Annotated in this window: 14 protein-coding genes; 6 read left to right on the top strand and 8 right to left on the bottom strand. The window is 43.8% G+C overall.

The genetic code is table 11. The annotated features are described in order from the left end of the window. The first annotated feature begins 200 nt into the window (after window positions 1-200). Window positions 201-773 (top strand): Uma2 family endonuclease, encoded by a 573-nt coding sequence (locus tag PSE7429_RS14275; protein WP_009627940.1) that lies wholly within the window; start codon window positions 201-203, stop codon window positions 771-773. A gap of 49 nt (window positions 774-822) precedes the next feature. Here PSE7429_RS14275 and rnhA read toward each other — a convergent pair whose 3' ends face one another. Both rnhA and ylqF read right to left on the bottom strand, forming a co-directional pair. Further along, window positions 823-1,761 carry a ribonuclease HI gene (rnhA, locus tag PSE7429_RS23760; protein ID WP_009627939.1) on the bottom strand — a complete coding sequence of 313 codons (939 nt, stop codon included), beginning with the start codon at window positions 1,759-1,761 and terminating at the stop codon, window positions 823-825. A gap of 241 nt (window positions 1,762-2,002) precedes the next feature. After that, window positions 2,003-2,842, bottom strand: a complete 840-nt coding sequence (ylqF, locus tag PSE7429_RS14265; protein WP_009627938.1) for a ribosome biogenesis GTPase YlqF — start codon at window positions 2,840-2,842, stop codon at window positions 2,003-2,005. Window positions 2,843-2,929: 87 nt separating this feature from the next. On the opposite strand from ylqF, the gene PSE7429_RS14260 reads away from it, so the two are divergent. Together PSE7429_RS14260 and PSE7429_RS14255 are read left to right on the top strand one after the other, a co-directional pair. After that, a complete protein-coding gene (locus PSE7429_RS14260) occupies window positions 2,930-3,754 on the top strand; it encodes a TPM domain-containing protein (RefSeq protein WP_009627937.1) in 825 nt (274 codons plus the stop codon). Between the two features lie 126 nt (window positions 3,755-3,880). Beyond that, window positions 3,881-5,449, top strand: a complete 1,569-nt coding sequence (locus PSE7429_RS14255) for a DEAD/DEAH box helicase family protein (protein ID WP_009627936.1) — start codon at window positions 3,881-3,883, stop codon at window positions 5,447-5,449. A 92-nt stretch (window positions 5,450-5,541) separates the two neighbouring features. On the opposite strand, the gene PSE7429_RS23755 is transcribed toward PSE7429_RS14255, so the two are convergent. The 4 genes from PSE7429_RS23755 to PSE7429_RS14235 form a co-directional block, all read right to left on the bottom strand. Beyond that, window positions 5,542-7,554, bottom strand: coding sequence for a pentapeptide repeat-containing protein (locus PSE7429_RS23755; RefSeq protein WP_009627935.1), 2,013 nt, complete (start codon window positions 7,552-7,554; stop codon window positions 5,542-5,544). Further along, window positions 7,551-8,585: a hypothetical protein gene (locus PSE7429_RS23750; RefSeq protein ID WP_009627934.1), complete on the bottom strand. Its 1,035-nt coding sequence runs from the start codon at window positions 8,583-8,585 to the stop codon at window positions 7,551-7,553. Before PSE7429_RS23750 ends, PSE7429_RS23755 begins: the two co-directional genes overlap by 4 nt. Before the next feature lie 116 nt (window positions 8,586-8,701). Beyond that, the gene (locus PSE7429_RS14240; protein WP_009627933.1) at window positions 8,702-9,043 is read right to left on the bottom strand and encodes an MgPME-cyclase complex family protein; all 342 of its coding nucleotides are present in this window, start codon (window positions 9,041-9,043) and stop codon (window positions 8,702-8,704) included. Between the two features lie 57 nt (window positions 9,044-9,100). Next, complete coding sequence (locus tag PSE7429_RS14235; RefSeq protein WP_009627932.1) at window positions 9,101-9,916, bottom strand: TIGR01548 family HAD-type hydrolase; 816 nt, start codon at window positions 9,914-9,916, stop codon at window positions 9,101-9,103. 60 nt (window positions 9,917-9,976) lie between these two features. Between PSE7429_RS14235 and PSE7429_RS14230 the strand changes: the two genes are divergently transcribed. After that, window positions 9,977-10,276: a 30S ribosomal protein PSRP-3 gene (locus PSE7429_RS14230; RefSeq protein ID WP_009627931.1), complete on the top strand. Its 300-nt coding sequence runs from the start codon at window positions 9,977-9,979 to the stop codon at window positions 10,274-10,276. 89 nt (window positions 10,277-10,365) lie between these two features. Here the strand turns inward: PSE7429_RS14230 and psbC are convergent, their stop codons facing one another. Both psbC and psbD read right to left on the bottom strand, forming a co-directional pair. Then, entirely contained in the window at window positions 10,366-11,757 is a 1,392-nt protein-coding gene (gene psbC, locus PSE7429_RS14225) for a photosystem II reaction center protein CP43 (protein WP_009627930.1), read from the bottom strand. A gap of 230 nt (window positions 11,758-11,987) precedes the next feature. Further along, window positions 11,988-13,055, bottom strand: a complete 1,068-nt coding sequence (gene psbD, locus PSE7429_RS14220; protein WP_009627929.1) for a photosystem II D2 protein (photosystem q(a) protein) — start codon at window positions 13,053-13,055, stop codon at window positions 11,988-11,990. A gap of 525 nt (window positions 13,056-13,580) precedes the next feature. Here psbD and PSE7429_RS23745 point away from each other — a divergent pair. Together PSE7429_RS23745 and PSE7429_RS14210 are read left to right on the top strand one after the other, a co-directional pair. Next, window positions 13,581-14,222, top strand: coding sequence for a type IV pilin-like G/H family protein (locus tag PSE7429_RS23745; RefSeq protein ID WP_009627927.1), 642 nt, complete (start codon window positions 13,581-13,583; stop codon window positions 14,220-14,222). A gap of 37 nt (window positions 14,223-14,259) precedes the next feature. Then, entirely contained in the window at window positions 14,260-14,679 is a 420-nt protein-coding gene (locus tag PSE7429_RS14210) for a pentapeptide repeat-containing protein (protein WP_009627926.1), read from the top strand. Window positions 14,680-14,818 lie beyond the last annotated feature (139 nt).

Genomic DNA, 14,818 nt, shown 5'->3' with positions numbered 1-14,818 from the left:
CTTTCTTCGGGTGTCATTCTTTTTTTAACCTCTATTTTTTATTCATTTTCTCATATGTCATCTATAAGTAGAAATACTCATTGCATTAGTGAGATGCTCCCGAATCATACTCATTTTTATGTTATAGCAACGTAAGGGTTGCTATAGTCAATTGATATTAATTAGCTATACTGATAATAATCAGGAGCGAGGGTAAAGCGATGATCCAGACTTTAGCTAAATCAGACAACCAATATCTCGTTAAATGGGCTGTCACTTGGGAACAGTTTAAAACTTTGCAATCCGCCTTTGAGGAAATCGGTGGAGTGCGGATGACTTATTGTGAAGGAGAACTAGAAATTATGGGTATTGGTTTGCAGCATGAAATGATATCCAGTCTGCTAGGACTCTTGTTAGGCTATTACTTTGTACTCAAACGCATCCGCTTTACATCAACAGGTGCTTATACCCAAAAAATTGAACCTAGTCTTGAGTTTCAGGCTGATTTGTCCTTTGCTTTTGGTAATGATCCTGCAAAAACTGACCTATGTATAGAAATTGTTGTTACTAGCGGAAGTGTTAAAAAGTTAAGGAAATATCAATTAAAGGGTATTCCAGAAGTTTGGTTTTGGGTAGATGGCAAAATTAGTATTTATCGATTAGTTGATGGGGAATATGTACAAGGCGATCGCAGTGAATGGCTACCTGAGTTGGACGTTGAACATCTAGAAAAATGTTTGTTAATAGATTCGCAGTTGGATGCGATGACAGCTTTTGCGGAAAAATATGCTTAGAGTAAACAATACTTAAAACAAAAGAGACTCGCATTGCGAGTCTCTTTTGTTAGGCATATTTGGCGGTGTAGCTACGGGCGATCGCATCGCATCTTTCATTATCAGGATCGCCAGAATGTCCCTCTACCCAATGCCATCGAATATTTGATGAATTGAGAGGGTCGAGTTGTTGCCAAAGTTCTTGATTCTTGACGGGCTTATTGTCCTTAGTTTTCCAGCCGTTCTTTTTCCAGCCCTTAATCCATTTAGTAATCCCATCGAGGACATATTTACTGTCGGTATAAAGATCAACAGGTGTAGATTGCTTGTGAGTAGCGAGAAATTCTAAGGCGGCGATCGCCCCTTGCAGTTCCATTTGATTATTGGTAGTTTCGCGAATCCCTCCACCGATTTCCTTGGTACTACCATCATCGAAATGGATAACTACACCCCAGCCACCAGGTCCTGGATTTTTAGAGCAAGCGCCATCGGTGTGGATGCTGATGATTTTAGATGGAGCTGAATCGGTAATTGGGGATTGGGAATTGGAGATTGGGGAATCACTGGTTACTTTTGTTTTGGGGCTAGCTTTCGATGGAGATTCAGTGGTTGCTTTTAGTTGGGTTGCAGCAGTATTTGTCGATGAGATTTGATCCCGCGATCTCACGATTTCGACGGCGACCGAACCGAGGAAATTGGGAATTGGCGGGTGCTTGATAATTTTGACTTCAACTTGAGTAATTTTGGTATCTTCGAGAAGGCTATCGGCGATCGCACCAGCTAAACGCTCGATCAGCTTAAATTTATGCGTTTGCGTGAGGTTCTCAATCTTGCGAATGCAGGAAATATAATTGACGGTATCTTCAATGTCATCATTATTAGTCGCCTTTTCAAAATCTACCCACAGGGTTGCATCAACTTCAAACCATTGTCCTAGTACATTTTCTTCAGGCAAATACCCCACATAGCCATAGGCTTTAACCCCTTTTAAATAAATTTTGCTTGTCATGGATTTGAATTTGTTTTGAATTTATAGCTATATTCACTTAAGTCAGGACATCAAACCCAATAGAGAGTTGCGGTGCGAAGCGCCGCAACTCTCTATTGGGTTTGATGTTTGTCCTAACATTACTGAATATAGCTATATTTTGAATTTGTTTGATTAAGATTTCTAAAATTTTTTCCAGTTTTTGTCTGAGTTTTACCTCAAAACCCTTCCCCACTATAAATCTTATTACGACTTGACGATCTTACTGAGGCGGCATTTCTAGAGCGATCGCCCCTAATTTCCCTTTCCGAAAATCATACAAAATCAATCGCGCAACTTTATCTAAATCTCCTTGAAACTTATTTAGAGCCGCAACTTCGTGAATATACTCAATTCCTGAACTGACAGACTGCGGATCGATCGCATAACGACTACTAAGTTTGACATTCAGTTGGATCAACAGATCTACGGCTTCGGCGGCGACGAGTACGTTGTCATAGGCTGCTTGACCGATATCATCGCAGATCGCCAATTTCAAGGCAGCATCTTGATCGTGGAGCAAAGGTGGTATTACGCCTGGAGTATCTAATAATTCGATTTCATCGGAAATCCTAATCCAACGTAGTTGGCGAGTTACGCCTGGTTTATTGGCACTTGCGACGACTTTTTTCTTGAGTAGCCGATTAATGAGGGCTGATTTGCCAACGTTAGGGAATCCCACTACCACCGCTCTGACAGGACGGGGCAACATACCTCTTCCACGCCGCCGTTCGTTAACCTTCTCGCCTGCTACTTGCGCCGCCTTGAGCAGATCCACCATGCCTTTACCAGCTTGCGCATCAGTGAAATAAGCCATGCGCTCTTGTTCGGTAAACCAACGAGTCCATTGCATTTTCACCGATGACGATATGGCATCAATGCGATTGCATACTAAAATATGTGACTTTCCCTCCACCCACTTTTCGATTTTGGGGTGCTTACTAGACATCAAAATGCGCGAATCGCGCACTTCAATGACCACATCAACGAGTTTTAGTTGTTCTAACAACTGCTTTTCAGCCTTGGCGATATGACCTGGGTACCACTGAATTGGGCTTGCCATAGGAAATAATAGGGAGAGAGAGTATTTTTAACTATATACTGCTGCTAAGATATTAAGAAATATTAAGATAAACCTTTAACAAAAATCATGATTAAATCCACCTTTCAGCAACTTGCTTGGAGATTTAGCGCGATCGCGATCGCCATACTTCTGCCAATCGCGATCGCGTTTACCCCTATGTCTAATGCTCATGCCTTTGATGCCCCTGAGCTATTACCAGAAAAATATACAAATGTGATCGATCTTGGTAAATTTCTAACCGATTCAGAAGAATTAGCCCTTGATCAAAAACTAACTAAATTTGAAGAACAGACAGGTTGGAAACTGCGGGTATTGACCCAAGTTGATCGGACTCCCGGTCGAGCGGTTAAGGATTTTTGGGGACTAGATGACCAAAGCGTCATGCTAGTTGCTGACTCCCGTGGGCGGAACTTACTTAATTTTAGCGTGGGGGATGCGGTGTACCCACTCCTATCGCGCAGCTTCTGGATCGAACTCCAGTCACGTTATGGAAATCAGTTCTATGTGCGCGAACAGGGATACGATCAATCGATATTATCTTCTATTGATGCGATCGCTACTTGTCTCGATCAAGATGGATGTGCGGTTGTGCCAGGAATCCCCCAAGAGCAATGGATCCTGACCTTGATTACTTCGATTGTTGGTGGCGTGGTCTTTGGATTTGCAGGACATCCTCGGAAGGAAGGCGAAATTTTTGCTTGGAAATGGGCGCTTATTTTCACACCATTATGGGGAATGTTGTTTATTTCCTTCGGCTTAGGTCCCGTATTAACGCGCACTAATGAGTGGGTTCCTGTAGTTCGCAATGTTGCAGGATTTGTCGGTGGTGCGGTGGTTGCCTATCTAATTCCCTCACCAAAACGGGTAACCCCATCTCCTGAAATTCGTTAATTTTTCAGAACATAAGCCCCAAGAATGGACTGGCGGCGCTTCGCGCCGCCAGTCCATTCTTGGGGCTTGATTTGTGCTAAGGCAAGTGACTGTAGCTATACAATTGGATGAACCTGAAATTCAACTATGCCTCGGCTTCCTAAATTAACGTACGATCGCGGCACCTTAATCCTCCATCCACCGCCTAAGGGCAAGGCATGGATCGAATTCGCCACATGGGACGATCGCATTGAGAAATTTCGTATTCCTGCTTATTGCTATCGCGAATTAATTTTGAATTTGCGCTCAGACGAGATTGAGATCGAAGATCTAGCGAGGGGCTATAGCGAACTCAACTTAAATTCACAAAGCCTAAATTCACAAAGCCTAAATTCACAAGGCTTAAATTCACAAGGCTTAAATTTACAGCGCAAAATGGAGCCTTACCCCCATCAAAGTGAGGCTTTAGCAGCGTGGCAACGAGTTGGCAAGCAGGGGGTGGTGGTCTTGCCCACCGCCGCAGGTAAGACCTATTTGGCTCAGTTGGCGATGGAGTTAACTAATCGCAGCACCTTAATAGTCGTGCCTACCCTTGACTTGATGCATCAGTGGTATGCCCACTTATTAGCGGCTTTTCCCGATGTGGAGATAGGGCTATTGGGAGGCGGAGCGCGCGATCGCACGCCGATTTTAGTCTCCACCTATGACAGCGCAGCAATTCAAGCCGAAGCTTTAGGCAATCTTTACGGCTTGATCGTGTTTGATGAGTGCCATCATTTACCCACGGACTTTAATCGTGTGATTGCCGAATATGCGATCGCCCCCTATCGGCTTGGTTTAACCGCTACTCCCGAACGCAGCGATGGCAAACATAGCGATTTAGAAATGCTGATCGGTGAAGAAGTCTATCGTAAATCTGCCGAAGAGTTAGCAGGAAAAGCCTTAGCCGAACATAAAATCGTCCAGATTAAGGTTTCTCTCTCCGCCCAAGAACGCGATCGCTATACAGCCTTAATGCAAACCCGCAATCAGTTTTTAAAGGAAGCGAAAATCTCTCTTGGCAGCTTGGAGGGGTGGCAGAGATTCGTACAGGCAAGCGCGCGTTCACAAGCAGGGCGTAGCGCGATGCTCGCTCACCGAGAATCGAAGGAATTATCCTTAGGAACGGAATCAAAATTACGCGTTCTATCGGATTTATTAGCGCAACATTTTCCAGAACGTATTCTGATTTTTACCAATGACAATGCCACGGTCTATCGAATTTCGCAGGAATTATTAATTCCTGCCCTCACCCATCAAACTCCCGTTAAGGAAAGACATGAAATATTAACCTTCTTCCGTGAAGGCAAATATAAAACCCTAGTGGCTTCCCATGTTTTGAATGAGGGTGTTGATGTGCCTGAGGCACGCATTGCCATCCTATTATCGGGCACGGGCTCGGCGCGTGAATACATTCAGCGTTTAGGACGAGTGCTGCGACGGGGCAAGGATGTAAATAAACAGGCGATTCTCTATGAGGTAGTTACTGAAGGCACAAGCGAAGTCCGCACCTCAGAACGTCGTAGAGGCATTGAGCGATCGCGCCCCGAACAGCAGCAAGACAAGGTCATCAATATGGGCATTAAGTACGAAAGCGACCTCACCCAACAACCGAAGGTTGCCGACAGCCCTCAAAACTACGATATCAATGATATCAAGGGCAGCATAGAGATATAGCTAGTCAGTAATGTAATGATGGGCGGCGCGAAGCGCTGACCATCATTATTTAAATCTCTGTCGTCCTTTCTTCAAAAAATTGCTGGTAAATTTCAAAGGGAAGGCAAGCAATTAAGTGTTGATTTGGTGGAATTACCACTGTCAGCTACATTGCCAGAGGCTAAAGAGCAAAAATATTTGCGGACGATCGGATCAAGGTTAACTGCATTGGTAAAATCCGCAGATTCAATACTGCCAATATTTTCGACGATCGCATTGCGGAAATTTGCACCGTTGAGATTTGCGCCTGCAAACTCGATCAAAACTAATTTTGCGGCCGTTAGATTGGCAGAGCTGAGATTAGCATTGGAGAGATTGGTTAAATTTAGTTCAGCCGATCGCAAGTCAGCAGCAGATAGGTCAGCGCCTTCTAAAATTGCATCATTTAGATTAGCTGCACCTAAATTGCTGTCGCTAAGGTTTGCCTTAACGAGATTAGCTTTGCGGAGGTTTGTTAATACTAAATTAGCCCCTTTGAGGTTAGCCGAATTGAGATCGGCTTCACTCAAGTTGGTTTTCATTAGTTCCGCTTTTTGCAAATTTGCCGAGCCTAACTTAGCCTGAAATAAATTGACCCGCAACAAATTTGCCTGAGACAAATTCGCTTCAGTGAGGTTAGAAAAAGATAGATTAGCATCAATGGCACTGGCGTTACTTAAATCTCCGCCCCGCAAATCAACCTTAACGATCTTTACGCCGTTTAAATTTGCGTTTTTTAGAATAACTTGGCGAAGATCGACCCGTTCGAGGACTGAGCCACTGAGATTAATATTGCTAAAGTCTTGACCTTGTAAGCGATCGCCCTGTCCGCCGATCAACTGAATAGAGTGGAAATCTCGCTGACCTTCAGCATATTTCGCTTGTAATGTTGCAGCGGTAATGGGGGTTAATTTGGTGCTAGGTGAAGTAATCGGGGTTGGGAAATTGGTAGGCGTTGGAGAATTGCTGGGCGTTGGGGAATTGCTTATTGTGGGGGAACTGGTGGACTTGAGGGAACTTAAGGGGGCGTTGCTCGGTGCAGTTATCGCAATTGGTGGGGATGGACTTTTTTTGATGAACCACAGCCCTAAACCTGTCATCGCTAACAAAGTCAAACCTACCCATAAAAACCTGTGAGATTGTGGCTTTTTTTCGCTGATTGTTGGTTGGTAATCTTGCCGATCTTTACTGCGGTCTTTATCTTTACTACGGTCTTTGCCGCGATCCTCGCTGCGACATCGACGGATGAGGCGATCGCATAGCTCGCGAGTTTCATCATCGGGAATATTGGCGATCGATTGAAAAACTGGCGATAATTCAGGTTCCTGAAAGTCATTTTGCCTAAAAATTAAATTTTTGTTATCTTCATGGAAGGTTTCCCAAAGATTGGGCTGACTGGCTAGGGCGCGAAGAGATAGGGAAATTACTTCAAAGGAAAATTCGTCAAGGCGATCGCCGAAATCATGGAGCGATCGCGTTGGCGGTTGATAGTTAGGATGCCCCACCTCAAGGGGTGGTGTGCCTCGCAAGGCAGGAACGTACATCCCGTCATAGTCCACTAGTTTGAGTTCCCCCCGAGCATCCACCATAATATTGCCATGCTGCAAATCCCCATGGGCGATGCCCACTTGTTGCAGATCCTTTTGTAATTGTTTTAATTGACGCTCTAGGCGCAGGAGTACTTGGGAATCGTCAATATATTCACCGATGTAGCGATCTAGCTCCGAGCCATCCACCCAATCCATTTTCAGGATTGGATACCATTCGCCTTTCACCAGAATGCCTTGAGTGAGAAATTCAAAGTCAACTAAGTAAGGGATTTGGTGCTGGCTGAGATAGTCACCGATCAACCTGTAACGTTGCTGCACGTCCGATTGTGGAATGCGTGTAAAGCAACGCACTGCCCAAGCCCGATTCCCTTTTGTGAGCTTATAAACTGTGGCGAAGTTTCCCGACCAGAGCAATACTCTTCCCCGCGAATTTTTCGTAGTGCTGGCTTGCTTGAGTTCGGGATCGGCAAAACAAAGATGGGGATTTTGTACTGCGATCGTAAAGTCAATATTTAACGGCCAAGTTTGAATTGTCATGACTCACAATTTTGAGGCATAGGAGCGGCGTAAGTTTCCTGAATCTGTAGACATAGCAGGGTGGTATCGTCGTTGGCGATGTCACGCCGATCGCGCAGTTCGGTTACCCATTCGGCAAAGGAGGCTTGCGAATCGATCTCTTCTAATTTTACCCAAGGATCTTGATTTGCTTCTATTTGCTTCAAAATCCAGCAAGCGATCGCATCGGTGGTCAGATAAAAGCGATCCCCAATTTTCGCCTCTCCCTGTATTTGGGACATATGCATATTTGCCGCTTGTCCGTGAGTACCAATTAATTTTGGGCAATTACTAAATTCTTGACTATTTTGCAGCGGGAAACTTTTATGCAAACGGCGATCGCGTACGATAAATAAACAGGAATCACCCACGGCAAGGGATCTCCAACTCAAGTTAGGAAAAACTTCTAAGCTCAAAAAAGTCGCAAAGGCTCCCGCTCCTGCCTTGCGTTTAGCAAACCAAGATAAATTCTGATGGGCTAGCCATTGCTGCCAATTTATTTGTAATGGCCCTAACCAATTAGCCGCACAGCTATAAATCTCCTGCCAAGGGCAACGACGATTGACAAAAGCTGTAACCAATTCTTTAGCCCATTCTCTCGCAAAGGAAGATTCAGTTGCCCCATCGGATAGCGCGATCGATACTCTGGCGTTACATTTAGCAAAATGCCAAATGTCTTCACATTCAGTAGGGGTATTGCCTGCTTTTTGGACAGAAAAACTCTGAATCAAATCGCAATGGGCGTTATTTTCTAGATTGTTTTCGAGATCTTTTTCTTTGCTTGGACATGCTTTACTGGGAGATGCTTTACTGGGAGAGCGTTTGAGGGATGAAGTGTATAAACTGCGATCGCCATATTTTTGAGCATATACGGAAATATCTTTAAAGCCCAAACTTGCATACCCATATTGAGGATACGCTCCCAAAAGAGGATTAGTGCGAAAAGATCTAAACACAATATTATTTGCGATCAACAACTCGATCAACAAATCGATCGGTAAGTTCAAGGTCACACCTTAGCACATTAACCCAAAGGAAAAGGCATTCATAAGTACCTCAGCATAATTAAAATCCAGGTCTAAAACCTGCGGCGAACGCTGCGCGTTCGCCGTAGGTTTTAGGGTACTACTTAGGCGATCGCTAAAGATGCTAATGGTTGTGGGATCGAAGCACTCGGAGCTGTAAATTCACCAGTCACCACAAACTCAAGCCTCAATTTCAGCCAGCGCATTGTATTGGGATCGGTTGTAATGATCGCTGCCGCAGGTTGGGGAATTTGCTTTTTAATACCCGCCATTTCAGGGGCTTCTAAAAAAGCAGGCTGCTCGACCAACCAAAAGTTAATTTCCTTATTGCGGGCTTCAAAATTGCGCCGACGTTCCGATAGTGTTTCACCCAAAGGTTTTCCTTCGTCTTCACACAAATACTTACGGCTAGCAGCCACGAAATAATATTGTTGGGACTCTGACATAAATTTTTTTCTTAACAAGGTAATAGCTTGTAAAGCCAGATCTATGTTAACGCTAATTTAACTTACAGAACTTTGCAATAGATTAAGCTGGGGCGTTAGCTCTAGAACGCTATTTAAAACTAGATCGGCTCCATTTTCCTTGAGTAAAGAGGCATAGCGATCGCGTAAATCTTGGCTGACATGGGGAGGAATTACCCCAACTGCAACATATTGATAACTAGGATCAAAGTCTCTCGCCTTCACTACCGTCAGCATATCCGCGACGGTATCCCCCACATAAACAATAGTCTTGGCAAGCCCACCTTGCTTTTGTTCAATTTGCTTCGTGGCTAATAACAGCCCCGTTGGGTCGGGCTTACCCGCAGCATCTTCCATCGCGATCAATATGGGTAGATCGATTGCCAAGCGTTGCAACACATAACTCGCTGAAGCCCGCGTCGCACCACTAAAAAAGCCCCAACCAATCCCTGCGATCGTTAACTCTTGAAAATATGCAGCAGTTGCAATCAGAGGTTCCGTGGCGATATAGCCATCAGACCAATCAGAATTCAGCCCCCGATAACGACTCTGGAAAAAGTTCACGATCTCTTCGTAGGCGATCGGGATCTTCTTACCTAAGCGATGTAAATATCTCGTGATCATTTCCTGTGAAGCTTCCCAGTCATTATTCCAAATGCCCTCAGCCTTTAAATCATCGATTTCTTCAGGGGTAGGGCGATAGTCTAAATTTGTCAAATTTTTAATAAAATGCTCGACCGTATCCGCTAAAGCCCGACGATATGAGCCAGAGACATCGCGTATTACGCCATCAATATCAAACACAAAAATACTTTTATTTGATAGTTTTAAATCAACTTTAGATGTTTCAATCATGTTATAGTGCAAGATCGCTACTTTAATATGTAATTTAAATTTTCTTGGAGGTAGGTAGCATTGTCACAGTTTATTCTAAAAATCTTATGGTTAGAGAATAATGTAGCCCTTGCCGTCGATCAAGTCGTTGGCAAAGGTTTCAGCCCTCTCACCAAGTATTTCTTCTGGCCCCGTGATGATGCTTGGGATCAACTTAAATCAGAAATGGAAAGTAAGCCTTGGATCGCCGATCAAGATCGGATTGAGATTTTAAATAAGGCAACTGAAGTAATTAATTACTGGCAGCAAGAAGGCAAAAATCGCCCCATGACAGAGGCTCAAGGTAAATTCCCTGATGTCATATTTACTGGTAGTAACTAGTAATTATCCCAAAATCAAAAAAAACAAAGGCGATGAATATCATCGCCTTTGTTTTTTATTTCAATAGATATTTCACATATCCATTAATTTTATTTGTCAAGTTCGGGCATGGAAAGAACTGCTTCAGTCTCACGGTCAATTCCTCTTTCAAAGCCAGCAACAGCAGCGCGGGCGCGACCAGCGTGCCATAGGTGTCCAACTAAGAACATAAAGGATAAAACGAAGTGAGAAGTCGACAACCAAGAACGAGGAGAAACGAAGTTTACTGCATTGATTTCAGTGATAACACCACCTACTGAGTTCAAAGAACCCAAAGGAGCGTGAGTCATGTACTCAGCAGCACGACGTACTTGCCAAGGCTGAACGTCATTCTTGAGCTTGTCGATATCTAGACCATTAGGACCACGCAATGGCTCCAACCAAGGACCACGGAAATCCCAGAAACGCATGGTTTCACCACCAAAGATGATTTCGCCCGAAGGAGAACGCATCAGGTACTTACCTAGACCAGTAGGACCTTGAGAAGTTGCAATATTTGCACCCAACTTTTGGTCGCGGACGAGATATGTGAAAGCCTGAGATTGAGAAGCTTCAGCGCCAGTAGGACCGAAGAACTCACTAGGATAAACAGTGTTGTTAAACCATACGAAGCAAGTAGCAATAAATGCCATCAAGCTCAATGCACCAAGGCTGTAAGAGAGATATGCTTCACCAGACCAAACAAGCGCACGACGTGCCCAGCCGAAAGGTTTAGTGAGAATATGCCAGATACCGCCACTGATGCAGATCAAGCCGATCCAAATATGTCCGCCAACTACATCCTCAAGGTTATTAACGCCAACGATATTTCCTTCTCCACCAAAGGGCGAATTAAGCAAATAGCCGAAGATAACCACAGGGTTGATCGTTGGGTTGGTAATGACACGAACATCGCCACCACCAGGGGCCCATGTGTCGTATAGTCCACCAAAGAACATCGCTTTGAATACGAGCAACAAAGCACCGCAGCCCAATAGGATCAGGTGATACCCAATAATATTGGTCATTTGGTTTTTGTCTTTCCAGTCGTAACCAAAGAAGGAAGAATAGTTTTCTAAAACTTCAGGTCCGCGTAGCGCATGGTAGATACCACCGAAACCAAGCACAGCGGAAGAGATAAGGTGTAAAACACCAACTACAAAGTAGGGAAAAACATCAACTACTTCACCGCCAGCGCCAACGCCCCAGCCTTGAGTCGCAAGGTGAGGTAGAAGGATAAAGCCTTGCTCGTACATTGGCTTTTCAGGAACAAAGTGGGCGACTTCAAACAAGGTCATTGCGCCAGCCCAGAATACAATCAAACCGGCATGAGCTACGTGAGCGCCCAGCAGTTTGCCAGAAAGGTTAATGAGTCGTGCGTTGCCAGACCACCAAGCAAAACCTGATGTATCTTGTGTACGCCCGCCCACTCCTAGCGAGTTTAAGTTAATGGTCGTCGTCACGAGAGGTTATCTCCAGAAAACTTTTTATAGGGTTAAAGTGAAAAAATGCGAATGGTGCAAATAATTTTTTAGCTATCAGAAATCAGCTTTGTAGCTGCTAACGTCTAGAGGTTTGATGAGAATCATCATAATCTAAAAACTAGCCCAGCGTTGATATCCGATAGCTAAGTTGTTACTAAAAGATTTTGTACATTTTCTGAATATGTACAAAATCTTTTGAGTTAAGAAGTTTACAATGCGTTACCGCGAGGCAATACTTCTTCAGGGAAGATGAATCTTTCAGCAGGTTGGTCTTGAGGAGCCATCCATGCACGGATACCTTCATTCAAGAGTAAGTTCTTGGTGTAGAAGGTTTCAAATTCAGGGTCTTCTGCGGCGCGAACTTCTTGAGATACAAAGTCATAAGCACGCAGGTTCAATGCTAGACCGACGATACCGACGCTGCTGAACCATAGTCCAGTTACGGGTACGAATAGCATAAAGAAGTGTAACCAACGCTTGTTGGAGAAAGCAATACCGAAAATTTGGCTCCAGAAGCGGTTAGCAGTAACCATGGAGTAGGTTTCTTCAGCTTGGGTGGGGTTGAAAGCTTTGAAGGTGTTGGAGCTTGAACCGTCGCCATCTTCAAACAAGGTGTTTTCAACGGTTGCACCGTGAATTGCACAGAGCAATGCGCCGCCGAGGATACCTGCTACGCCCATCATGTGGAATGGGTTTAGAGTCCAGTTGTGAAAACCTTGGAGGAATAAGATGAAGCGGAAAATACCAGCTACGCCAAAGGTAGGACCGAAGAACCAACCAGATTGACCCAAGGGGTACATCAAGAATACGGATACGAATACGGCGATAGGACCTGAGAAAGCGATCGCATTATAAGGACGGATACCGACTAGACGCGCAATTTCAAATTGACGAAGCATGAAGCCAATCAATGCAAATGCGCCGTGAAGTGCGAGGAATGTCCACAAGCCGCCAATTTGACACCAGCGAGTGAAATCGCCCTGTGCTTCAGGTCCCCAAAGCAAGAGCAGGGAGTGACCAACGCTCAATGCTGGAGAAGATACCGCTACGGTCAAGATGTTGCATCCTTCAAGGAAGCTAGAAGCTAGACCGTGGGTATACCAAGAAGATACAAAGGTGATACCTGTAAACCAGCCACCAATAGATAAAAATGCGGTGGGGAATAGCAACAAGCCACTCCAACCAATAAATACAAATCTGTCGCGCTTTAGCCAGTCGTCGACGATGTCAAACCATCCTCTTTCGACTTCTTGCGACCTGCCCATTGCAATGGTCATAATCTTAAATCCTGCTTTAACTACGAGTATTTATATGGATTTCAAATCAGCTTAACACATCTTTACGTTTGCCTTATTGCAAAATACTTAAAACATTCAAAGCTTTACTGAGTAAACTTTTGAGCCGTATTTATAAGGTATATACATTCGATAACAAACCTTAAAAAAGTGTTAAGGAGCCTATTGCCTACTTCTAAAGGAGTAGGAGTTAGTAAATTAGTATATTTAATTAACAATATAGCAGCACTAAATCCAGTCATTCTAAAAATGCTTTAAGGAGACAAGATTGATCTCGATTTTTATATGAATAGTCTAAGTATTTGTACTTATAAGTAGCTGGGCACAATTAAAATCCAGATCTAAAACCTGCGGCGCACGCGTAGCGTGCGCCGCAGGTTTTAGGGTTTTACATTAGCAAAAGATTTGTAATGCTTCTCATCAAAACAGGCGATCGCGATCGCATCTTGATCTTAAAAAGCAGTGCAATATCATTGAAACAGGAATTTGCAGCCATAGGTAATAGCCATGATTAGACAAGGTGAACTTAACCAGCCAGAACTTGATCATCTTGATCATGATCTGGTCGCTGATCTGCCACAAGATGCACAAGATGCAGCCACCTCACCAAAGCCCCAAAAAGCTAGGCGATGGCTTTTGCGTTCGATAATTTATAGCTCGATGGGTTTTGGGCTAATTGCTTTGGTATTACCCTCTTTTAGTGGTTGTGGAAATAAGGCTAGGAGTTCTGAGGGCAGAACTTATGTAGGTAGTATGAATAGAGCGCAGCAGGCATTTTGGTCTGAGAAACAAACTTTTGGGCGATCGATTCCTGCTTTAGAAATTGGAATACAAGAAGAAACTGATAACTTTAAATTTGAGATGCAAAGTTTTGATCTTGTCACTTATCAATACGGGGTTCCTAAAAATGACAAGGTAAAAAGTTTTGTCGGAGGAGTATTTGTTGTACCTGAAAAATCTCAAACATATCAAGGTTCCAATCAAAAGATAAATCAAACATCAGAATCACAGCCAAGTGCAAAAAAAGAGCTAACTACGGTCACTATTCTTTGTGAATCCCCCAAAACTGGTGTACAGCAAAAGCTACCCAATCCATTTCTCCAAAATGGGACTCCAATATGTGCTGAGGGAACTGTAGCGCTAAATTAGCTGTCTCGCTAAACTAACTTAACCAAGAGGTTGACCGATGGATAACTACGTAAATTATCGTTATCACAACTATCAGAATCAATCATTTCAGGATGAATTTCATAAAGGTGCAAATAGAATACCTGACTTTACAGGTTCAAGGTTAAAGGGCTGTGATTTTCGAGGGACAAATCTAGCGGGTGCTGATTTCTCGGAAACAGCGATCAGTCGAGATAAGCAGAATTTTCAAAAGCAGATTATGCAAATGTCGCTGCATATCATTTTGGGCATTCCCCTTGGATTAGTTTCGTGGGCTTTTGGGCAACTTGTTGTAGTTGGGTGTGGCACTGAAGTCGCAGATCCCTATGGGTGGATCACAAATCCTTTTGTTTGGATATTTGCCTTTGCGACGGCTGCCGCAATGTCTCCAAGAAAGATCTTCTATAGAAGTTACGCATTGACAAAAGGGAGAAAATAGGCATTGAGTTAGCCAGCAATAGCCATAGCAAAATGAGGGAAATCAGCAAACCATCAACGGCAAAATGTGACTTGAACAAGTACATCTTGTTTTACTGTCAGAACCAAAACAGGTAAGTTGTGTGAGGTTAGGCGAGATC

Source organism: Pseudanabaena biceps PCC 7429 (assembly GCF_000332215.1).
Classification (GTDB): Bacteria; Cyanobacteriota; Cyanobacteriia; order Pseudanabaenales; family Pseudanabaenaceae; genus Pseudanabaena; species Pseudanabaena biceps.
Note: the sequence above shows the minus strand (reverse complement) of the source record. Positions and strands in the feature narration are given on the sequence as shown.

What these genes read in the sequence shown, in the direction of transcription:
- PSE7429_RS14210 (WP_009627926.1), top strand. Translation starts at nt 14,260, where the DNA reads ATGGATAACTACGTAAATTATCGTTATCACAACTATCAGAATCAATCA.
- PSE7429_RS23755 (WP_009627935.1), bottom strand. Translation starts at nt 7,554, where the DNA reads ATGACAATTCAAACTTGGCCGTTAAATATTGACTTTACGATCGCAGTA.
- PSE7429_RS14275 (WP_009627940.1), top strand. Translation starts at nt 201, where the DNA reads ATGATCCAGACTTTAGCTAAATCAGACAACCAATATCTCGTTAAATGG.
- PSE7429_RS14260 (WP_009627937.1), top strand. Translation starts at nt 2,930, where the DNA reads ATGATTAAATCCACCTTTCAGCAACTTGCTTGGAGATTTAGCGCGATC.
- PSE7429_RS14240 (WP_009627933.1), bottom strand. Translation starts at nt 9,043, where the DNA reads ATGTCAGAGTCCCAACAATATTATTTCGTGGCTGCTAGCCGTAAGTAT.
- rnhA (WP_009627939.1), bottom strand. Translation starts at nt 1,761, where the DNA reads ATGACAAGCAAAATTTATTTAAAAGGGGTTAAAGCCTATGGCTATGTG.
- ylqF (WP_009627938.1), bottom strand. Translation starts at nt 2,842, where the DNA reads ATGGCAAGCCCAATTCAGTGGTACCCAGGTCATATCGCCAAGGCTGAA.
- PSE7429_RS23745 (WP_009627927.1), top strand. Translation starts at nt 13,581, where the DNA reads ATGATTAGACAAGGTGAACTTAACCAGCCAGAACTTGATCATCTTGAT.
- psbD (WP_009627929.1), bottom strand. Translation starts at nt 13,055, where the DNA reads ATGACCATTGCAATGGGCAGGTCGCAAGAAGTCGAAAGAGGATGGTTT.
- PSE7429_RS14255 (WP_009627936.1), top strand. Translation starts at nt 3,881, where the DNA reads ATGCCTCGGCTTCCTAAATTAACGTACGATCGCGGCACCTTAATCCTC.
- PSE7429_RS14235 (WP_009627932.1), bottom strand. Translation starts at nt 9,916, where the DNA reads ATGATTGAAACATCTAAAGTTGATTTAAAACTATCAAATAAAAGTATT.